Genomic DNA, 20,602 nt, shown 5'->3' on the forward strand with positions numbered 1-20,602 from the left:
CCGGCGCCCGGTGCGCCTGCGCGGAGGAGCGTCAGCCAGAGGGAGATCCAGTCTATGGGAGATCGAATGGGGAGGATTGGACAGGTGATGGCCGCAGCCGCCATGGTGGGGGGCTGCGCCTCCACCGAGGCGCCGCGAGACCCCGCGCCGCCGGTGGACGGCGCGGCGGCGGCGCCCACGGCGCCCGGCACGGCGGCGGCCCCCGCGCGCCTGCGGGCGGCGTACATCGCGGCCGTGCAGGCGTCGGCGCCCGAGAGCTACCGGGTGATCGAGGCGCCCCCGGGCGGGAACGAGGCGAGCCTGCGCGCGCCGAACCCGGGGCACCGGCTCGCGGCCGATTTCAGCGCCTCGGGCGTGCGGATCGCCCCGGAGGGCGAGGCGCGGTGGAGCTTCTCGATGGCCGCCGCCCGGTATGGATGCGCGGGCGATCTGCGCGAGGTGCCGCGCGCGTCCCCGACCGCCACGAAGAACCGCGTGGAGCTCCGCCGGCAGGGCGCGTCGCCGGGCGAGGGGCTCGTGGAGTGGTACGTGAACGGGCCGCTCGGGCTGGAGCAGGGCTTCACGGTGCCCGGGGCGCCGCCCTGCCTCGCCCCCGGGGACCAGGACCTCGTCATCGAGCTCGCCCTGGGCGGCGATCTCCGCGCGACGCCGCTCGCCGGCGGCGAGGGGGTCGCGCTGCGCGAGGCGTCCGGCGCGGCGGCGATGCGGTACACGGATCTCCACGCCGCCGACGCCGCGGGCCGGACGCTGCCCGCGTGGATGGAGCTCGGCGTCGACGGGCGCACGCTGTCGCTGCGCGTGGACACCGCCGGGGCCGCGTACCCGGTGACGGTGGATCCGCTCGCCGCCTCGGAGCGGACGGCGCTCGTCGCGCTCGACGGCTCGACCCCGATCCACCTGGACGGTGACGCGATCGCCATGTCGGGCGACACCGCGATCGTCGGGGCGCCCGGGAGCGCGGCGTACGTGTTCGTGAAGAGCGGCGGCGCCTGGACGCAGCAAGCCAGGCTCGTCCCGGGCGACGGGGCCGCGGGCGACAACTTCGGCGCCTCGGTCGCGATCTCGGCGGACACGGCCGTGGTCGGGGCGCCCTGGGGCACCGGGGGCGCGGGCGCCGCCTACGTGTTCGTGCGGAGCGGGGGCGTGTGGTCCGAGCAGGCCAAGCTCGTCGCGAGCGGCGGGTCGTCGAACCCCGCGGGCGGGGCGGTCGCGGTCGACGGGGACCGGGCCGTCCTCTCCGCCGAGACGTCGGCCTACGTGTTCGCCCGCAGCGGCGGCGCCTGGAGCGAGGAGGTCGAGCTCGTCGCCCCGGCCGGCGCCAACGCCTGGAGCGCGCCGCCCGTCGCGATCGAGGGCGGCACGGTGGTCGTGGGCTCGCCCGGGGACAGGTGGTGGATGGAGGACGACGGCGTGGGCGCCGCGTACGTATTCGAGGCGAGCGACTGGGGCGACGCGCGCAGGCTCGCGGCGCCCCCGCCGGAGACGTACGATCGCTTCGGAAGCTCGGTCGCGATCTCGGGCGGGCGCATCGTCGTGGGCGCGCCGGGCACCGACAGCCCGCCGATGCCGTGGTACCGCCTCGGGCGGGGCATGGCCTACGTGTTCGACCGCGGAGCGAGCGGCTGGAACCAGGAGGCCAGGTTGATCGCGAACGACGGCAGGACCGGAGACGGCCTGGGAGGCGCCGTCGCGGTCTCCGGCAGCGCGGCGATCGTCGGCGCGATCCTGGCCGATCGCCTCGATCAACCGGACGCGGGCGCGGCGTACGTGTTCGTGCCGACGGGCGGCGAGTGGGTCGAGGGCCCGCAGGCCAAGCTCGCCGGCAGCGGGCCGACCGGCGGCGCGTTCGGCAAGACCGTCGCGATCTCGGGGAGCTCGGTCATCGTGGGCTCTCCCGCGTACGCGTTCGAGCTCGCGCAGGACAGCGACGCCGACGGCGTGATCGACGCGGACGACAACTGCCCTGACGCCGCGAATCCGTCGCAGGTGGACAGCGACGCCGACGGGCATGGCGACGCGTGCGACCCGCGGTGCGTGACCTTCCGGCGCGGCCTCGGCGGCGACGTGGCCGACGCGACGCTCTGGCAGGTATCGCCCACGTGGAACGACGGCGCCAGCACCACGCTCTCGACGGGCACCGGCACGGGCGGCGTCCGGCGGAGCCTCCTCCGGTTCGACCTCGCCGGCGTCCCGGCGAGCGCGGAGATCGCCTCGGCGACGCTGTCGCTGTACCAGACGTACAAGATCGAGAGCAGCACCGTGCGCGTCCACCGGGCCACCGCCCCGTGGACGGAGTCGGGCGTCACGTGGGGCAACTCCGGCGGCGGCGGCCATTTCGATCCTGCGATCGAGGCCTCCTTCGTCACCGGCGGTCCTTCCGGCACCACCGGCTTCCGGAACGTCGACGTGACCGCGCTCGCGCAGGCCTGGGTGAGCGGCGAGCTCGCCAACCACGGCGTGCTGATCGAGGAGGACGCGGTGACCCGGAGCACCCTGCGGAGCAGCGAGAGCGCGAGCGCCACGGAGCGGCCGGCGCTCACGGTCTGCTACCACGACACCTGCGAGGACGGGATCCAGAACGGCGCCGAGTCCGGCGTGGACTGCGGGGGCCCGAGCTGCGCGCCGTGCGCCCCCGGCAGCGTCCTCTGGAGCAGGCGCTTCGTCAACGGCTGGTACGAGTCGATGCGCGCGCGCGCCGTCGCGGTCGACGGCGCGGACAACGTGATCTTCGGCGGCTACGCCTATGGCCCGATCGACTTCGCCGAGAACGGCGCGCCGGCCCCCATGGAGCTGTGGAATACCCAGTTCCTCGCGAAGCTCGACCCCGCGGGGTACGGGGCATGGAACACGCGCCCGCTCCACGGCGACACCGTCCTGAGCGTCGCCGCGTCGGGGTCCGGCGAGCTGCTCGTGGGCTCGAACTCCGGCCTGCAGCGGTACAGCGCGTGGGGCGAGCTCGTCGCGGAGGTCGAGGGCCTCACCCAGGTCGAGGTCGCCCGGGCCGGCTCGGACGCCGCGCTCGCCAGCGTCCTCTGGGACACGGTCGATCTCGGCGCCGGCCCCCTCGGTGGCGCGCCGGGCAGCGAGCTCCTCGTCGCGAAGCTCGGCGCGACGGGCGCGCCGATCTGGACCAGGACCTTCGCGGCGGACCCGTACGACAGCGATCCGACGAGCGTCGCCCTCGACGGCGCGGGCAATGTCATCGTCCTCGGCAGCTTCTCCGGCGCGCTCGACCTCGGCGGCGGACCGCTGGCGAGCTCGCCCGCGGCTCAGGGCACGTACCTGGCGAAGTTCGACGCGGCGGGAAATCACGTGTTCAGCCAGGTCGTCTCCGGGGCGCCGGGCGACGGCGAGGTCGCCGCGACCTGGTCCGGGGACCTGGTCGTCGCCCTGGGAACGACCGTGACCAGGTTCACCGGCTCGGGCGCTCCGCTGTGGAGCGTCGATACGAGCGGCCTCGGCACGCTCTCCAGCTCCTGGGACATCCACTCCGTCGCCGTGGACAGCGCCGGCAATGTGTTCGTCAACCCCCGCGGCGCGATCGCGAAGCTCTCGCCGTCGGGCGCCGTGCTGTGGTCGGTCGACCCGATCGGCAGCGCGGACCGCGGCGAGATCTTCGATCTGGCCGTGGACAGCGCCGGCAACGTGATCGGCGTGGGCACGTACGACCACGAGGACGCGATCGTCGTGAAGCTCGCCCCGTAGCCCGGGCAGCGCCCCGGCGCGGTCGCGGTCGTCGCGGGCTCCTGGCCGCCTGGCCAGGAGCCCGGGATCACGAGCTCCGCGCGCGGGCGGTCGACTCCAGCCCGCCGGGCACGAAGTCCGTCCCCTTCTGGACACGGTCGTTCCACGTCTCGGGGGGCTTGCCTGAAGGCACCTCCCTCATCGTGATGCACCCCGGCACCGGGCACACCAGCGCGCACAGATTGCAGCCGATGCACTCCTCTTCGTCGACGAACGGGACCCGCGACGGCGCCGCGTCCCCGCTCGGATCCGCCGACACCGCGCGATCCGGGAGGACCTTCGGGAGGTGGGTGTGGCCCGCCGCGCGCGCCTCCGCCTCCGTCCTCCCCGGCAGGTGGATGCACTGGTGCGCCCCGTCCATGCAGGCGACGTAACAGAGCTGGCACCCGATGCACTTGTCGACGCTGATGTCCGCGACAACGCGGTACGAGAGGTCGAGCTCGCCCCACTCCTGGACCTGCGGGATCGCCCTGCCGCGCAGCTCGTTCACCGAGCGCATCCCGTGATCGTCGAGCCAGTCGCTGAGCCCCTCGATCATCTCCTCGACGATGCGGTAGCCGTAATGCATCACCGCGGTGCAGACCTGGACGCTCGTCGCGCCGAGCGCGATGAACTCGGCGGCGTCGCGGGAGTTCGAGATGCCGCCGATGCCGGAGATGGGCAGCCGGCCGACGCCGGGGTGGCGCGCCAGCTGGCTCAGCAGGTGGAGCGCGATCGGCTTGACCGCGGGCCCGCAATAACCGCCGTTCGTCGACGCGCCGCCGACCCGCGGGAGCGGGACCATCCGCTCCAGATCGACGCCCATGAGCGACTTGACCGTGTTGATCAGCGAGACGCCGTGCGCCCCGGAGCGGAGCACGGCCTCGCCCGGCTCCAGGATGTCGCCGACGTTGGGCGTGAGCTTCACGATGACCGGCGTCGTCGCGAACTCGACGGCCCAGCGCGCGATCTCCTGGAGGACCGCCGGCTCGTTGCCGACGGCCGAGCCCATGCCGCGCTCGCACATCCCGTGCGGACAGCCGAAGTTGAGCTCGAGCCCGTCCGCGCCCGTGTCCTCGGCCTTGCGGATGATCTCGCGCCACTCGTCCTTCGTCTCGACCATCAGCGAGGCGATGAGCGCGTGGCCCGGGTAACGCCGCTTGATCTCGCGCATCTCCTTGAGGTTCACGTCGAGCGGGCGATCGGTGATGAGCTCGACGTTGTTGAGCCCCATGAGCCGCGTGTTGCCGTAGTCGATGCCGCCGAACCGGCTCGACACGTTGACGATCGGGTTCCCGAGCGTCTTCCAGACGGCGCCGCCCCAGCCGGCGTCGAAGGCGCGCCGGACCTGATCTCCGGTGTTGGTCGGCGGCGCCGAGGCGAGCCAGAACGGGTTCGGGCTCTTGATCCCGGCGAAGTCGATAGAGAGGTCGGCCATCGCTCAGCTCCCTTGGGGTGAGGGCACGGGCGCCGCGCCGCCCGCCCGCGTCGTCATCGCTTCGTGCATCGCGCGCGCGGCGATCTTCGCCTCGGCGACCGCGTTGACGACCTCCTTGCCGCCGTTCACGCAGTCGCCGCCGCTGTAGACCTTCGGGTTGCCCGTGCGGTGCGTCGCCGGGTCGACCACCACGCGCCCCCTCGGGTCGAGCACCACCCCCTCGAACGCGAGCGCCACCTGCGTCGCCCGGCTCTGCCCGATCGCGACCGCGACGAGGTCGGCGGGCAGGAGCTCCTCTTCGGCCGGCCCCGGCGCGGGGCCCCGCGCCCCCGCGTCGGCGGGCGCGATCCGCAGCGCGACGACCTTGCCGCCCTCGCGCACCACCTCGACCGGCACCCGGTTCTCGACGAGGCGCGCGCCGGCGACCCGCGCGCCCTCGAGCTCGTGCGCGTAGCCCGACATCTCGGCCTCGGAGCGGCGGTACACAACGGCCACGTCGACCCCGAGCAGGGCCAGCTCGTGGGCGACGTCGAGCGCCGTGTTGCCGCCGCCGATGACGACCGCGCGCCGCACGCCCGCGAGGTCGAGGCCCGGGTCGGCCTTGAGCCGCTCGATGAACGCGGTCGCGCCCACCACGCCGTCGCCGTCCTCCCCGCGGAGGCCGAGGCGCGCGTCGGCGCCCAGGCCGAGCCCCAGGAAGACCGCGTCGTACTCCGCGACCAGGTCGCGCGCGGAGACCTCCCCCGGCCCGGCCGCCTGCGCGACGACCGAGACGCCGGCGCGGAGCTCGACGTCCCCGAGCGACAGGACCCACTCGAGCTCGTGGAGCGCCTCGTGCCCCTTCATCTTGTAGGGCGCGATCCCGAGCGTGTTCAGGCCGCCGGGGATCGCCTTCCGCTCGAAGATCACGGCGCGGTGCCCCTCGAGGGCGAGGTAGCCCGCCGCGGCGATCGACGCGGGCCCCGCGCCCACGAGCGCGACGCTCTTGCCGGTGGGCGGCTTCGCCCGGAAGATCCGCGGATCGCGCGCGAGGGCCGACTCGACCGCGTAGCGCTGGAGGCGGCCGATCGCGATCGGCTCGCGCCCCCACGCGTTGTAGACGCAGTCGCCCGCGCAGAGCACCTCGACGGGGCAGGCCTGCCCGCACGACTGGCCGAGCAGGTTGGCCGTGAGGATGGTGCGGGCCGCGCCCTTCACCTGGCCGGCCGCGATCTTCCGGATGAAGCTCGGGATATCGATCGCCGTCGGGCACGCCTTGATGCAGGGCGCGTCGACGCAATAGAGACACCGGTTCGCCTCGGCGATCGCCTCGGCGTCGGTGTAGCGCGGGCTCTTGTCCTCGAATCGCTCTTCGATCCGGCCGGACGGGAGGGCTGAGAGGCGTATCGGGGCTCGGGTCATGCTGGCGCTCGCGCGGCTCCTCTCGAATGGTGGGTGGTGGCTAGAAGGCCTGGGCTCCCTGGGTCGGGCCGAGCCGGCGGGGTAGATAGCGCCCTGCGCCGCGCTGCACGTCGAGCTTGCCGTCCGTGCACTGGACCCGGCCGTTGACGATGACGTGCGTCGGCTTCCCCTTCACCTCGAAGCCCTCGAAGATGCTCCGATCGCACCGGTGGTGGTGGGTCTTCGCGGAGATCGTGCTCTTCCCCTTCGGGTCGAAGACCACGAGATCCGCGTCGCCGCCCGGCACGATCGAGCCTTTGCGCGGGTACAGCCCGAAGATCTTGGCCGGCTGCGTGGAGAAGAGATCGACGAAGCGGTGGACGTCGATCCGCCCCTCGAGCACCCCGTAGGTCCAGAGCAGGGCGAGGCGGTTCTCGATGCCGGCGGCGCCGTTCGGGATCCGGGAGAAATCGTCCTTGCCCATGTCCTTCTGGCCGGCCTGGTTGAAGGGGCAGTGGTCGGTCGCCACGGTCTGGATGAGCCCTGACGAGAGCGCGGCCCACAGCGCGTCCTGGTGGCCCTTCGGCCGGATCGGCGGGCTCATCACGTAGGCCGCCCCCTCGAAGCCGGGCTTCTCGTACACCGAGTCGTCGAGCAGGAGGTACTGCGGGCACGTCTCGGCCATGACCACCTGGCCCCGGCTCCGCGCCTCGGTGACCGCGGCGAGCGCCTCCTTGCAGGTGAGGTGGACGATGTAGATCGGCTCGCCGATCATCCGGGCGAGCATGATCGCGCGCCCCGTCGCCTCGCCCTCGATCGGCGCGGGGCGGCTCTGCGCGTGGTACCGCGGGTGGGTCTTGCCCTCCTTCAGGAGCTTCTTCTGGAGCGCGACGACCGCGTCGCCGTGCTCGGCGTGGACGGTCACGAGCGCGCCGAGGCCCTTGGCGGCCTCCATCACCTGGATGAGCTCCGGATCGTCGACGCCGATGGCCCCGCGGTAGGCCATGAAGGTCTTGAACGACGGGATGCCGTGCTCGCGCGTGCAGACGGCCATCTCCTTGAGGGTATCGTCGCCGAACCAGGTGACGGCCATGTGGAAGGCGTAATCGGAGACGGCCTTCTTCGCCTTCTCGTTCCACATCGCGAGCCCGTCGAGCAGCGCCTGCCCTCGGGCCGGGATCACGAAATCGATGATCGAGGTCGTGCCCCCGGCGACGCCCGCCGCCGTGCCGGTCTCGAAATCATCGGAGCTCTCCGTCCCCATGAACGGCAGCTCCATGTGCACGTGGGCGTCGACCCCGCCGGGGAAGACGAGCTGCCCCGAGGCGTCGATCACGGTGTCCCCCGCGCGCTCCTTCGACAGCCCCGCGCCGACCGCGGCGATCTTCCCGTCCTCGCAGTAGACGTCGCCGACGAACCGGTCGCTCGCTGTGATGATCTCGCCGTTCTTGATCAGGATGCCCATGTTGCTCCTCCGCGGGTGAGCGCCGTGCGGCGGGTCCCCTCCGGGGGGCGGCGCCGCCATGGCGGGGGAAACGCCGGGGGAGAGAGCCGGCCGCGACCAGCGCCCCGGCGCTGCTGATGTCTTCGCGGTGGACTTTGCATCGCTCGTCGCGCTCGTCGCGCTCGTTGGCTGACCTCGCCGTCCTCCCGCCGCCCCGGGCCCTCAGGGCAGCTGTTCCGTGAGCTCGCCGTACGTCTCGGGCCGGCGATCGCGGTAGAACTGCCACGTCCTCCGCACCTCCTCGATCAGGTCGAGGTTCATCTCCGCGACGACGAGCTCGTCCTTGTCCTCGCTCCCCGTCGCGAGGAAGCTGCCCCGCGGGTCGCAGAAGTAGCTCGTCCCGTAGAACTTGCCGATGTTCCACGGCGCCTCGGTGCCGACGCGGTTCGAGGCGGCGATGAAGTAGCCGTTGGCCACGGCGTGCGCGGGCTGCTCGAGCTTCCAGAGGTACTGGGAGAGCCCGGCGACCGTCGCCGAGGGGTTCCACACGATCTCGGCGCCGTTCAGGCCGAGCAGCCGCGCCCCCTCCGGGAAGTGGCGATCATAGCAGATGTAGACGCCGATCCGCGCATACCGCGTCTGGAACGTGGGATAGCCGAGGTTCCCCGGCTTGAAGAAGAACTTCTCCCAGAACCCGTTCGTGTGCGGGATGTGCGTCTTCCGGTACTTGCCGAGGTACGTGCCGTCGGCGTCGACCACGGCGGCCGTGTTGTAGTAGACGCCCGCCATCTCCCGCTCGTAGATCGGGATGATCATCACCATCTTGTACTTCTTGGCGTACGCCGCGAGCCGCTCGACCGTCGGGCCGGGGACGGGCTCGGCCACATCGCACCATTTCGCGTCCTGCGAAGGACAGAAGTAAGGTGTATTGAAGACCTCCTGCAAACAGAGGATCTGCACACCCCTCTTCCCCGCCTCGTCGATGAACGGCAGGTGCTTCTCGAACATCGCGTCCCGGATGGCCATGACGGAGGCGCCGTCGTCGCCGATCGGGGTGGAGCACTGGATCAGCCCGCCAAGTACATTCCTTGCCATCAGAACCACCTCGTGATGACGATCTTGCGCTCCGTGTAGAAATCGATGGCCGTCGGGCCGTGCGCCTTCAGATCGCCGAAGAAGCTGCCCTTCTGGCCGCCGAAGGGGAAGAAGGCCATGGGCGCCGCGACGCCGATGTTCACGCCGACCATCCCGGCAGCGGCGCGGTGCTGGAACTCGCGCGCCGCGCGGCCGCTCGACGTGTAGATCGACGCCGCATTGCCGTACTCGCTCCGGTTCGCGATCGCGATCGCCTCGTCGAGGTCGTTCGCGCGCATCAGGCACGCGACCGGCCCGAAGATCTCCTCGGTCGCGATCACCATCCCTGGCCGCACGTCGTCGAAGACCGTCGGCCCCACCCAGTTGCCGTTCGGATACCCCTCGACCCTGGCGTCCCGGCCGTCGAGGAGGAGCGTCGCCCCCTCCGCCACGCCCTGGTTGATGTACGAGAGCACCCGGTCCCTGTGCGCCGCCGAGATCACCGGGCCCATGGTCACGCCCGGCTTCGATCCGTCGCCCAGCACGATCCCCTTCGCGCGGCGCACGAGCCCGTCGCGCACCGCCTCGTACGCGTCTCCGACGCACACGACGACGCTGCCCGCCAGGCACCGCTGGCCGGAGCAGCCGTAGATGGACTCGGCCACGTTGGCGACCGTCATCTGCCGCTCGGCGTCCGGCATCACGACGAGGAAGTTCTTCGCCCCGCCGAGCGCCTGGACCCGCTTGCCCGCCTCCGCGGCGCTCTTGTACACGTGGCGCGCGACCGCCGACGAGCCGACGAACGAGACGCCCGCGATGTCCCTGTGCGCGCAGAAGGCGTTCACGACGTCGCGGCCGCCGTGGACCAGGTTCACCACCCCGGGCGGCAGCCCGGCCTGCTCGATCAGCTCGAAGATGCGCTGCTGCGAGAGCGGGACCTGCTCCGACGGCTTGAGCACGAACGTGTTCCCCGTCGCGATCGCGTACGGCAAGAACCAGAGCGGCACCATCGGGGGGAAATTGAACGGCGTGATCGCGGCGAAGACGCCGAGCGGCTGGCGGATCGTGTGGCAGTCGATCCGGGACGCGACGTCCTCGAGGCCCTGCCCCATCAGGAGGGCCGGGATGCCGGCCGCGTGCTCGACGTTCTCGATGCCGCGACCGAAATCGTTCCGGGCCTCGGCCAGCGTCTTGCCGTGCTCGGAGGTGCAGATCGCCGCGATCTCGTCGCGATGGGCGTCGAAGATCTCGCGCAGCTTGAAGAGGTAGCGCGCCCGCTGCACCGGCGGCGTCGCGCTCCAGCCGGGGAACGCCGCCTGCGCGGCCTTCACCGCCGCGTCGACGTCGGCCGCCGTCGAGAGGGGCACCTCTGCAAGAGATTCCCCGGTCGCCGGGTTCTTCACCTCGAGGCGCGTCGCCCCCGAAGCTCGAGACCAGGCTCCGCCGACGAAGTTTTCCAGCACACGCATCGTGAAAAACCTTTCCCCCCGGCGAGGTCGTCACTCGGCAGCCCCGACCCACAGGCCGGGCGCCGCCCCTGGCTGCAGGGCATCACAGCCCACCGATCGAGCGCTACATGCGGTGGGGGCCATCCGTCAAGCCTCGGTGCGACGCGGCGCGCACCGCACCCGCCTGCGGAAGATCCCCAGCGCACATCCCGTAGTATAGACCACAGAGCAGCTGGAAGCCCACCGTGCAACTGCCCAGCAGCACGTCATGAAATACATTGGAAATAACTCGGGTATGCCCTGGGTGGGCGGCGTGAACGACGCGAACGAGAGGACCATGCCGCTCGAGCGACTCCATCCGCCGCGACGCCCCACGTCGAGCCGGCCCGGCGCGGTCGCGCCGCGCGCGCGCTCAGGGAGGAGTCGCGCGCGCCGCGACGCGCGCGGCCCGTCCACCGGAGCACCGCATCGAAAGTCGCTCGTGGTCGTTGCTCCGTCGATCGAACCGTCCTAGGTGCACCCCATGGACCTCGCGGATCCTTGCCCGATGGCCAGACGCAGGACTATCCCAGGGGATGGCTGTGCGCGCTGGCGGCTCGGCGGTGCACAGACGTAAGATCGGTGCGCGCTCGGTGAGACGATGACGAAACCCAGCATGCTGTTCGACACGACGGAGCACGTGCTCATCGCCGTCCACGGCAGGGAACCGCCGAGCGACGAGGAATGGGAAGGGTATATGCAGGCGGCGGGCAGTCTCCCGCCCAGCTGCACGAAGACTCTCGTGGTGACCGCCGGAGGGGGCCCCAACGCGAAGCAGCGAGCATCCATCAACGACTACGTGAGCAAGACCGCGCTCACCGTGGCGATCTGCACGGACGCGCTCCTCGTCCGGCAGATCGGGACTGCGCTCAGCTGGTTCAACCCGCGGGTCAAGGCGTTCCGGGGCAGCGACGTCGTGGCCGCGCTGCGCTATCTGGAGGTCACCGGGCCTGAGGCCGCCCTGGTGCAACACAAGGTCACGAAGATGAGACTCGAGATCGAGGGCCGGCCTTCCCGCGCGCCGCGCTGACCCGGGGCCGCCGGGAAGATCGTGGCGACGCCCGGGGCGCGGGGGTGGTAGGACGGTGGCAGGAGGGGACCGGACCACCGCGATGAACACGACCCGCTGGCAGCAGCTCATCTCCTCGCGAGAGGCGCGAGAGGCCCCGAACGGCGCGTGGCGGCCCCGCTTCTTCCGGCCGGCGCGCGAGGACGACGCGGAGGCGCTCGGCCGCCTGCTCCACGACGACGCCCGGGTCGAGATCTTCGACACGATCGACCGGCAGCTCGCCGATCTCGTGAAGACACGCCACCCCCGGGAGCGCCTCGGTGAGCGGGACGTCGCGCGGCTCGTGGGAGAGCACCTGAACGGCGCCCCCATCGAGGCCTATGGAGTCTGGGTCTACTATCCGTGGTCGCACCGCCTCGTGCACCTGCTCGATGAGGCCGAGTTCGTCGAGCTGCGGACCGACCGGAACAAGCACAAGATCAGCGGCGAGGAGCAGGCGGCGCTCGCCCGCCGGCGCATCGGCGTCGTCGGCCTCTCGGTGGGGCAGTCCGTGGCGATGACCATCGCCCTCGAGCGGGGCGCCGGCGAGCTGCGCCTCGCGGACTTCGACCACCTCGATCTCTCGAACCTGAACCGGATCCGGACCGGCGCGCACAACCTCGACCTGCCGAAGGTCGTCGCCACGGCGCGCGAGATCGCCGAGCTCGACCCGTTCCTCCACGTGACGTGCTTCCCCGAGGGGGTCACGGAGGACAATATCGAGCGCTTCCTGCTCGACGGGGGCAAGCTCGATGTCCTCGTGGACGAGTGCGACAGCCTCGATATCAAGCTCCTGCTCCGCGCGAACGCGCGCGCCCGCCGCATACCGGTCGTGATGGAGACGAGCGACCGGGGGCTCATCGACGTCGAGCGCTTCGATCTGGAGGGCGATCGGCCGATTCTCCATGGGCTCGTCGGCGATCTCACGCCCGAGCGCCTCCGCGGCCTGTCGACCGAGGACAAGGTGCCTTATGTCATGCAGATCATCGGGCAAGACGCGATCTCGGTCCGGCTCCGCGCGTCGCTCATCGAGGTGCAGCAATCGGTGAGCACATGGCCTCAGCTCGGGTCGGCGGTCGTCCACGGCGGGGCGGCGGCCGCGGACACGGCGCGCCGGATCGCCCTCGGGGAGCCGGTGCGGTCGGGCCGGTACTATGTCGACCTGGAGCAGCTCATCAGCGGCCCCGAGGGAGAGCCTACCGCCGCGGACGCGCCGCGCGCGCCGGGCCCTGCCCTCGCCACGGCGGCGGGCCCGCTCCCGGCCGCCGAGGCCGGCGCCGTCGCGCTCGACCCGGCGCGGCTGCGGCGGCTCGTCGCGGCGGGCGTCGCGGCGCCCTCGGGCGGCAACTGCCAGCCCTGGCTCTGGGTCCACGAGGGCCGTCGCCTCGGGCTGCTCCACGACCGCGCGCGCTCCGAGTCGCTCGCCGACTTCCAGGGCGCGGGCGGCGTGGTCGCGCTCGGCGCGGCCGCCGAGAACGTCGTCCTCGCCGCGCACCGCGAGGGGCTCAGCGTGCGCGTCTCGCCGTTCCCGCGCGAGGGCGACGAGGACCTGGCCGCCACGTTCGCGTTCTTCGGCGCGCCGACCCCCGGCGCCGAGGAGCACGCCATGGATGGCCTCGCGGACGCCATCGGGCTCCGGCACACGAACCGGCGCCCTGGCCAGCGGGCGCCGCTCGCAGAGGAGCACCGCGCCGCCCTCCGCGCCGCGGTCGAGTCCATCCCCGGGGCGCGCCTCGGGCTGCTCGAGGCGCCGGCGGAGCTCGACGAGATCGGCGCCCTCATCGGCGCCGGCGATCGGCTCCGGATGCTCGCGAGGCAGACCCACGCCGACATGATGAGGGAGGTCCGCTGGACCGAGGCGGAGGCCGAGGCGCGCCGGGACGGGCTGTTCGTCGGCACGCTCGAGCTCTCGCCGACCGATCTCGCGGGGTTCAAGATCTGCCGGGATTACCGCGCCCTGGAGCTCGTGCGGCGCTGGGGCGGCGGCCGGGGGCTCGAGAAGATGGCGCAGAAGGCGATCCGCTGCGCGATGGCCGTCGGGCTGATCACCCTGCCGCGGGCCCGGCTCACCGACTATTTCCAGGGCGGCAGGGCGGTCGAGCGCGCATGGCTCACCGCGACGCAGCTGGGCATCGCGGTCTACCCGATGACGACGTTGCCTTACCTCTTCGCGCGGCTGATCCGGGGCGGCGGCGAGGGGCTCGACGCGGAGACCGCGGAGGCCGCGACCGGGCTCCGGGAGCGCTATCTCCGGCTGTTCGACGTCACCGACGCGACGGCGGAGGTCCTGCTCTTCCGCCTGTCGCTCGCGGGCCCCGTGTCGGCGCGCTCCCTCCGCCGCCCCGTCGACGACGTGCTCGTCGTGCGCTGAGCGGGCGGCCCGCACGGCGCGCCGCAGCGGCCCGCGCGCAGCCGGCCCTCACGGCGCCGGGCGATCGCCGAAGAGCCAGCTGCGCGCGGCCCCCTCGTCCTTGAAGACCCGCACGAACTGCGCGGTCCCCGCCTCACGGGCGATCCGGCTCGCCTGCAGCGCCGCGAGATCGCTTTGCACGAGCTCGGCGGCCCTGATCACCCCCATCGCGGTCGAGGTCGCCGCGATGTCGCGGAGGAGCTCCGTCGCCTCCTCGGAGGCGATGGAAAAGCCACGGAAGTCCACGAGGACGCGGATCCTCCGGCCATAGAGCGAGCCGAGGGCCTTCTTGTACTCCGCGGCGTACGCCTGCGCCTCCTCCGCGCGCACGACGCCTTGCAACGTGACCTCGATGAGCGCGTTGATGAGGTCGATCTTGAGCTGGTACATGCCACTTCACCTGGAGGACCGAGACCAAGAGACCATAGCGTCGCGCCGCCGTGGATCCAGGCCGTTATCGCAGCTTCGGCTCGGTGAGCCGGTAGACATGCTCCACGAACTCCGGGACGAGCTCCCTGGCGACGATCCACAGCCGTCCTTCGCCGAGGTCGTGCAAGCCTGCAGGACCATCGAAGGTCAGCTTGCCGCGCTCACCGAAGTAGATGAACGACTTCCTGTCGTGGCTGCGGAACCAGCCGCACGCCGCGTCGAGCAGCGGGCCGAGCGCGGCGTCTCCGCCGGGGCGCATCGGGAAGATGCGGACCGAGTCGAGGAGGCGGAAGAGGTTCGTGCCGAGCTCGCCGAGCTCGAGGATCGCGACCGCCAGCGGCTCGCCGTGCTGGCGCGCCACGAGGAGCACGCGCTCCCGCTCCAGGCCCGCGCTGCGCCAGCGCTCGACGCAGGGCCCCATCCCGAGCCTGCCGGGCACGAGATCGAGCGCCTCCACGTACATGCGCGGCGACGTCGCGCACAGGAGGCCGAGCAGCGCCGCCTGCTCCCCGGGGGTCGGCTCGCCGATCTCGATCGGCCCGCCGGCTTCGCGCGGCGCGCGCGGCGCGGCGCGCGCGTCCACCCCCATCAGGCGGAAAGGCAGCGACAGGACGTGGCCCGTCTCGTGGCGCGCGCGGGCGAACTCGAACAGCGATCGCTCGTTCCACGCGACGTGCGCCTCCGCGTAGGCGATGATCCAGCGGCACTCCGGGTCGGCCATCGCGTGCTCGAAGCAGCGGGTGAACATGTCGCGGAGCACCTGCCGGGAGCTCAGGTTCGACGCGGACTTTGGCCGCTTCGCGAGCTGATGAATCATCCACGTGCTGTGGTAGGGCTTCATGATCGAGAAATTGCCCTCGATCCCGTGCTCGGACAGACACGCCACGTTGTACAGGAGGTGCGGCACCGCCGCGGCCTTCTGCGCCATGGTCAGGAAGCTCGGCTTGATGGCGTCGAAGTGCTCCGGCCGCCGCCCGGAGAGGTTGAAATAGCCGGACGAGTCGAAGAGATCCCAGAGCTCCGCCTGCCACGCGGTCCCCCCGTAGGTCGTCGCGTGCAGGATGCGGGACACGAGCCTGAGCCAGCGCCGCTCGTCCTCGCGCCGCGCGGCGGTCACGTGCACGCTGCAGAGCTGGGTGTCCGCGCCCTCCACGACCGACACCGACCGCACCTCGCCCCGCAGGTGGACGACGCCGTCGTCGCCGTCGGGGAGCTCCAGCGAGAGCTTGTGCCTGGGGAGCAGCGGCGGGTGTCCCCTCGTCAGCGCCATCCGCAGGCCCGAGAAGGACACGTCGACCACCTCGGCCTCGATCGGCGGGAGGTGAAGCCACTGGGGGTGCAGGAAGCGCGCGGTGAGATCGGCCTCGACGCCCCGCTGCAGCAGGTTCTTGCGGAGGCGCTCCACGCGCGCCGGCAGCGCGGAGACGAGCTCGCCCGGGCGCACCTCGTCCGCGCGGACGTTGAAGCGAAAGACGGAGTTCTGACCGGCGATCTCGACCGCGGCGTCCTCGCTCCAGCCCTTGATGCCGAACCACGTGACCGTCCCGGCCCCCACCTCGCTGAGCATCACGCAGAGGGGCGGCGCGCTCTCGGCGCGGCAGACGACGCCCTTCCTCCGCAGCAGGAAGCCGAGGATGTTGCGCACCCTCCTGGGGTCGTCGATGATCTCGCGCACTTGCCCCGCGTCCGTGGCCGAGGGCCTGAACAGGCTCGCCGCGGCCGCCTTGGCCGTGCCCGCGTCGACGAGGGCGCGCAGCACGTCGCGGATCTGCCCCGCCGCGCGCGAGGGGGTTCCGTCCTCGAACGACAGTCCGATGAGCGGCCCCCGCAGGCCCATCGACTGGAGCACCAGCACGGCGGAGAGCGGACCGATCTCGACGTCGCCGGCGTACAGGCGCACCCGGACGACGCTGCCGAAAGGGAACGAGGTCCGATAGTCGGGCTCGATCCAGGCGCCCATCGAGCCGAGCAGGACGATCGGGTAGCTCAGGTCGCGCCCCTCGATGCGCAGCCGGGCAGCGCCGCCGTCCAGCCAGCACGCCTCCGGCACCCTGACCGCCGGATCCCCCCCGAGGAGCGCCCGATCCAGAGGCCCCCCGTCAGCGCTGCCGCCGGCGGCCCAGCGCGCGTCCTGCCCGAAGCCGACCTTCGGAACCACGGTCACGCGGGCGCCCCCTCTTTCGTGAGGCCACGCGTTCCAGGTGAGGAACAGGCGACGATGCTGCTTCGCCAGCATGGCGAGAAAGCGCGGCGCTGTTCGGCGAGCTCGCCAACACCCCGCAGGAGCTCACCTGGAAGCCGGGAAGGAGGCAGATCCACTTGCGCGTACTTCCATATCCTCTGTACCGGATGTCGACATCCCGCGTCAAGCGCCGCCCGTGCCGCGCTCGCCGACGTGTGTCGCCCGTGCAGGGTCGCCGCCGTCAACGCCGCCAACGTATTTTGCGTTCACGCATCCGTCGTAATCGCCGCCGCCCCGCGCCCTGAACACGGGAGCAAGATCGCCCAGGATCCACCGGAGCGCGGGGCGATGGTCCGGGCGTGGCGGGCGGCCACGGCTGTCCATGCTACAAAGCGCCACCCCGATGCCCGACATGAGCGCCTTTCTGCACGCCGACGGCTGGATCACGCTGGCGACCCTCAGCGCGCTGGAGATCGTGCTTGGAATCGACAACATCGTCTTCCTCTCCATCATGACGGCGAAGCTGCCGCTGGAGCAGCAGCCGCTCGCCCGTCGCATCGGCCTCGTGCTCGCCCTCGGGATGCGGCTGCTCCTCCTGCTCGCGATCTCATGGGTGATGGGACTCAAGGCTACCCTGTTCAGCCTGCTCGGACACGACTTCAGCGGGCGTGATCTGATCCTGCTCGCTGGGGGTGTGTTCTTGATTGGCAAGGCGACCCACGAGATGTTCGATAAACTCGAGGTCGACGATCCCAAGGAAGAGCAGCCGAAGGCGAAGGCGTCGTTCCCCTCCGTCATCGCGCAGATCGTGCTGCTCGACATCGTCTTTTCGCTCGACTCGGTCATCACCGCCGTCGGCATGGCGCAGCACATCTCGATCATGATGGTGGCCATGTTCATCGCGGTGGGCGTGATGCTCGTCTTCGCCGGGAGCATCGGCGCCTTCATCCAGCGCCACCCGAGCATGAAGATCCTCGCGCTGAGCTTCCTGCTCCTCATCGGCGTGGTGCTGTTGGCCGACGGCATGGGCCAGCACATCAGCAAGGGGTATATCTACTTCGCGATGGCCTTCTCGCTCGGCGTCGAGCTCATCAACATGCGCCTCCGGGTGCGCCAGCGGCCCGTCCAGCTGCGCACGAGGATGGGGAGCTCTCCGGACCTCTCGCCGGCGCACGAGCAGCCTCCGGCACGGAGCTGAGTTTTACGCCGGGATCTCCGCGGAAGAGCCGGAGAGGCGGCGGAGGCCGGGGCGCTTGGAGCGAGCACCGGGAGAGCCTGTAAACAATTCGCACAGAGGTGGTCTACGAGGGTCGACGGCGAGAGCGGCCGGTCCCAGAAGTGACACCGGGGTTCTCCACCGAGGTGAGCGTGAGCGACGAGCGAGACGACCAAGGAGACTCAGAGCGAGGAAGGCAGCGGCGCATCGTCGTCGTCGACGACGACGACGCGATCGTCGAGACGCTGGCGGAGGTGCTGCTGGCGGAAGGGTACGAGGTCGAGGGGTACACCGACCCCCTCGAAGCCCTGGAGCGGCTGCGCTCCCAGGCGCCGCCCGACGCCATCGTCATCGACTGCGTGATGCCGTTCCTGGACGGGCCGCGCCTCATCGAGACGCTCGTGGCCGAGGGGAGAGCGGCGCCGGTCGTGCTCGTGACCGCGCTCAGCGATCCCGGCTTCTGCATCGATCCGAACCACCCGGACGCGACGAGGATCATCAACAAGCCGTTCGACCTGGAGCAGCTGCTGGAGACGCTCGACGACCTGACGAGCGCGCCCCCGGTGAGCGAACCAGACGCGCGGCGGCGCACGCGGACCGCGTCGACGCAGCGGACGTAGCGGAGCGCTCAGGGCCGGGGGAGCGCCGCGGAGAGCCCGTGGACGACCTCGGCGCCCACGGGGACGGTGACGCTCGACCGCTTGAAGTCGCCGCCGACCGGCTCGTAGGAGCCGTCGAGGCACTGCGCGAGGAAGGTCTCCGCGATCGCGTTGAACGACATGGAGTTCTCCGGGCGGGCGAAGCCGTGGCCCTCGTCGGGGTACACCACGTACGTGACCGGGATGCCCTTGCTCGTCATCGCCTTGACGATCTGATCGCTCTCGGCCTGCTTCACGCGCGGGTCGTTGGCGCCCTGGCCGATGAGGAGGGGCCGCTTGATCTGGTCGGCGCGGTAGAGCGGCGAGCGCGTGCGCAGGAGATCGCGGCCGTCCTCGGTGCGGGGGTCGCCGACCCGCTTCGCGAAGAGCTCGAGCATCGGCGCCCAGTAGGGCGGGATGGACTGGAGCAGGGTCACGAGGTTCGAGGGGCCGACGATGTCGACGCCGCAGGCGAAGGTCTCCGGCGTGAAGGTCAGGCCGACGAGCGTCGCGTAGCCGCCGTAGCTGCCGCCCATGATCGCCACGCGAGCCCTGTCGGCGATGCCCTGCGCGACGGACCATTCCACGGCGTCGAGCAGGTCGTTGTGCATCTTGCCCGCCCACTCGAGGTCGCCCGCGTTGACAAACCTCTTTCCGAAGCCCGTCGAGCCCCGGAAGTTGACGCTCAGCACGGCGTAGCCGCGGTTCGCGAGCCACTGGTGCATCGGATCGAGGCGGAAGGAGCTGCGCGCCCAGGGGCCGCCGTGGACGAGGAGCACCATCGAGAGCGGCCTGTCCGGCTTGCCGTCGCCGTCGGGGTCGGCGGCGCGCGGCAGCGACAGGTAGCTCACGAGCTCGAGGCCGTCGCGCGCCTTGATGACCACGGGCCGCATATTCACGAGCGGCTGCGACTCGAGCGCGGCGCGGTTCGTGAAGAGGAATGTCGCCTTCTTCGCGTCACGGTCATAGAGGTAGTATCGGACCGGGCCGTCCGACACGGTGTATCCGACGGTCCAGCGCTTGTCGTCGAGCGACCGGCTCAGCACGTCGAGCTCGCCGTCGGCGACCGCGCGGAGGGCGTCGAGATCGGGCTGGATGCTCTTGTCGAGCACCTGCCAGCGCTTGCGCTCGCGCTCGGAGGCCGCCGCCTGGACCTTGCCCGTCTTCGGGTGGACGATCACGGCGCTGACATCGGCCTTCGCGTCCTCGGCGAGCACCGCGGGCTTCGCGGTCCGCGGATCGAGGGTGACGAGCGCGGAGGTGTCGCGGCCGCGGCTGTCCCGGAAATAGAGCGTCTTGCCGGCCGCGTCGAAGCCGATCGCCTCGCTCGTCACGGCGTCCTCGGGCCCGAACGCGACGAAGGGCTTCAGCTCCTTGCCGGTGAGATCGACGTACTCCTGGCCTCCGTCGCGCGTCATCCGCGACGCGAGCCGCGCCTTGAAGTCATGATCGGTGACGAACCCGACGAACCCGTCGTTCTGCCGCACGAGCTTGCGCTGGCCGGTGCGCACGTCGACGCGGTAGAGGTCGTGGACCTTCTTGTCCCGATCGTTCATGCCGATCAGGATCTCGTTCGGGATCTTGGGGCTCATCCCCTCGAACATCGCGGAGATGCCCTCGAAGGGGGTGAGGTCCTTGATCTGCCCGGTCTTGAGCTCGACGGCGTAGATGTGCCAGTTCTCGTCGCCGGCCTTGTCCTGGCGATAGAGGACGTAGTCGCCCGCGTAGGGGAACAGGAAGGTGCGCACCCCGCGGCTCTGCTCCTTCGTGACCGGCTTGGCCGACGCCGGCGCCTGGGCCGGGCCGACCCACACGTTGAGCACGCCGTCGGAGGGGGCCAGGAACCCGAGCCGCTGGCCGTCCGGGCTGATCTGGGGGGACATGCGATCGGGGTTGCCGAAGAGCACGCGCCGGGGCATGAGCGTCGCGTCGACGCGCGGCCCGGCCTTCGTCGGCGCCGCCGGGGCCGCGGCGGCCGGGGCCCCGGCGGCCGCGGGCGCTGCCGGGGCCGGCGCGGCGGCCTGTCGGGGAGGCGGCGGCGCGGACGCCGGAGCGCCGCCGCAGGCGAGCGGCGCGATCAAGGGCAGCAGGAACAGCGATCGGAGCTTCTGGGGCAAGTCCATGGGTTCACCC

At 71.5% G+C, this 20,602-nt stretch carries 13 protein-coding genes; 5 read left to right on the forward strand and 8 right to left on the reverse strand.

All coding sequences use genetic code 11. The annotated features are described in order from the left end of the window. Positions 1–66: 66 nt before the first annotated feature. Entirely contained in the window at positions 67–3,705 is a 3,639-nt protein-coding gene (locus WMF27_RS31590) for a DNRLRE domain-containing protein (RefSeq protein WP_437765153.1), read from the forward strand. Between the two features lie 67 nt (positions 3,706–3,772). Here WMF27_RS31590 and preA read toward each other — a convergent pair whose 3' ends face one another. The 5 genes from preA to WMF27_RS31615 all read right to left on the reverse strand — a co-directional run bounded on the left by preA (position 3,773) and on the right by WMF27_RS31615 (position 10,528). Further along, entirely contained in the window at positions 3,773–5,161 is a 1,389-nt protein-coding gene (gene preA, locus WMF27_RS31595; RefSeq protein WP_437765152.1) for an NAD-dependent dihydropyrimidine dehydrogenase subunit PreA, read from the reverse strand. Positions 5,162–5,164: 3 nt separating this feature from the next. Next, positions 5,165–6,562 (reverse strand): FAD-dependent oxidoreductase, encoded by a 1,398-nt coding sequence (locus tag WMF27_RS31600; RefSeq protein ID WP_437765151.1) that lies wholly within the window; start codon positions 6,560–6,562, stop codon positions 5,165–5,167. A 40-nt stretch (positions 6,563–6,602) separates the two neighbouring features. Then, positions 6,603–8,006: a dihydropyrimidinase gene (gene hydA, locus WMF27_RS31605; protein WP_437765150.1), complete on the reverse strand. Its 1,404-nt coding sequence runs from the start codon at positions 8,004–8,006 to the stop codon at positions 6,603–6,605. Positions 8,007–8,207: 201 nt separating this feature from the next. Continuing rightward, positions 8,208–9,080 carry a nitrilase-related carbon-nitrogen hydrolase gene (locus WMF27_RS31610; protein WP_437324274.1) on the reverse strand — a complete coding sequence of 291 codons (873 nt, stop codon included), beginning with the start codon at positions 9,078–9,080 and terminating at the stop codon, positions 8,208–8,210. Beyond that, positions 9,080–10,528: a CoA-acylating methylmalonate-semialdehyde dehydrogenase gene (locus WMF27_RS31615; RefSeq protein WP_437943225.1), complete on the reverse strand. Its 1,449-nt coding sequence runs from the start codon at positions 10,526–10,528 to the stop codon at positions 9,080–9,082. The genes WMF27_RS31610 and WMF27_RS31615 overlap by 1 nt, the downstream gene beginning before the upstream one ends. A gap of 619 nt (positions 10,529–11,147) precedes the next feature. Here WMF27_RS31615 and WMF27_RS31620 point away from each other — a divergent pair. After that, on the forward strand, positions 11,148–11,576 hold the full coding sequence (locus tag WMF27_RS31620; RefSeq protein WP_437765148.1) for a hypothetical protein: 429 nt from the start codon (positions 11,148–11,150) through the stop codon (positions 11,574–11,576). Positions 11,577–11,658: 82 nt separating this feature from the next. Continuing rightward, positions 11,659–13,965, forward strand: coding sequence for an Rv1355c family protein (locus WMF27_RS31625; protein ID WP_437943226.1), 2,307 nt, complete (start codon positions 11,659–11,661; stop codon positions 13,963–13,965). A 48-nt stretch (positions 13,966–14,013) separates the two neighbouring features. Here the strand turns inward: WMF27_RS31625 and WMF27_RS31630 are convergent, their stop codons facing one another. Together WMF27_RS31630 and WMF27_RS31635 are read right to left on the reverse strand one after the other, a co-directional pair. Then, positions 14,014–14,394 carry an STAS/SEC14 domain-containing protein gene (locus WMF27_RS31630; RefSeq protein ID WP_437943227.1) on the reverse strand — a complete coding sequence of 127 codons (381 nt, stop codon included), beginning with the start codon at positions 14,392–14,394 and terminating at the stop codon, positions 14,014–14,016. A 64-nt stretch (positions 14,395–14,458) separates the two neighbouring features. Beyond that, positions 14,459–16,597, reverse strand: coding sequence for a hypothetical protein (locus WMF27_RS31635; RefSeq protein ID WP_437765145.1), 2,139 nt, complete (start codon positions 16,595–16,597; stop codon positions 14,459–14,461). A gap of 430 nt (positions 16,598–17,027) precedes the next feature. Here WMF27_RS31635 and WMF27_RS31640 point away from each other — a divergent pair, with 430 nt between their 5' ends. Both WMF27_RS31640 and WMF27_RS31645 read left to right on the forward strand, forming a co-directional pair. Further along, positions 17,028–17,813: a TerC family protein gene (locus tag WMF27_RS31640; protein WP_437765144.1), complete on the forward strand. Its 786-nt coding sequence runs from the start codon at positions 17,028–17,030 to the stop codon at positions 17,811–17,813. 170 nt (positions 17,814–17,983) lie between these two features. Then, on the forward strand, positions 17,984–18,451 hold the full coding sequence (locus tag WMF27_RS31645) for a response regulator (RefSeq protein ID WP_437765143.1): 468 nt from the start codon (positions 17,984–17,986) through the stop codon (positions 18,449–18,451). An 8-nt stretch (positions 18,452–18,459) separates the two neighbouring features. On the opposite strand, the gene WMF27_RS31650 is transcribed toward WMF27_RS31645, so the two are convergent. Next, the gene (locus tag WMF27_RS31650) at positions 18,460–20,592 is read right to left on the reverse strand and encodes a S9 family peptidase (protein WP_437943228.1); all 2,133 of its coding nucleotides are present in this window, start codon (positions 20,590–20,592) and stop codon (positions 18,460–18,462) included. Positions 20,593–20,602 lie beyond the last annotated feature (10 nt).

Origin of the sequence: Sorangium sp. So ce281 (assembly GCF_051527395.1) — a bacterium.
Lineage (GTDB): Bacteria > Myxococcota_A > Polyangia > Polyangiales > Polyangiaceae > Sorangium > Sorangium cellulosum_B.

What these genes read in the sequence shown, in the direction of transcription:
- WMF27_RS31590 (WP_437765153.1), top strand. Translation starts at nt 67, where the DNA reads ATGGGGAGGATTGGACAGGTGATGGCCGCAGCCGCCATGGTGGGGGGC.
- preA (WP_437765152.1), bottom strand. Translation starts at nt 5,161, where the DNA reads ATGGCCGACCTCTCTATCGACTTCGCCGGGATCAAGAGCCCGAACCCG.
- WMF27_RS31600 (WP_437765151.1), bottom strand. Translation starts at nt 6,562, where the DNA reads ATGACCCGAGCCCCGATACGCCTCTCAGCCCTCCCGTCCGGCCGGATC.
- hydA (WP_437765150.1), bottom strand. Translation starts at nt 8,006, where the DNA reads ATGGGCATCCTGATCAAGAACGGCGAGATCATCACAGCGAGCGACCGG.
- WMF27_RS31610 (WP_437324274.1), bottom strand. Translation starts at nt 9,080, where the DNA reads ATGGCAAGGAATGTACTTGGCGGGCTGATCCAGTGCTCCACCCCGATC.
- WMF27_RS31615 (WP_437943225.1), bottom strand. Translation starts at nt 10,528, where the DNA reads ATGCGTGTGCTGGAAAACTTCGTCGGCGGAGCCTGGTCTCGAGCTTCG.
- WMF27_RS31620 (WP_437765148.1), top strand. Translation starts at nt 11,148, where the DNA reads ATGACGAAACCCAGCATGCTGTTCGACACGACGGAGCACGTGCTCATC.
- WMF27_RS31625 (WP_437943226.1), top strand. Translation starts at nt 11,659, where the DNA reads ATGAACACGACCCGCTGGCAGCAGCTCATCTCCTCGCGAGAGGCGCGA.
- WMF27_RS31630 (WP_437943227.1), bottom strand. Translation starts at nt 14,394, where the DNA reads ATGTACCAGCTCAAGATCGACCTCATCAACGCGCTCATCGAGGTCACG.
- WMF27_RS31640 (WP_437765144.1), top strand. Translation starts at nt 17,028, where the DNA reads ATGAGCGCCTTTCTGCACGCCGACGGCTGGATCACGCTGGCGACCCTC.
- WMF27_RS31650 (WP_437943228.1), bottom strand. Translation starts at nt 20,592, where the DNA reads ATGGACTTGCCCCAGAAGCTCCGATCGCTGTTCCTGCTGCCCTTGATC.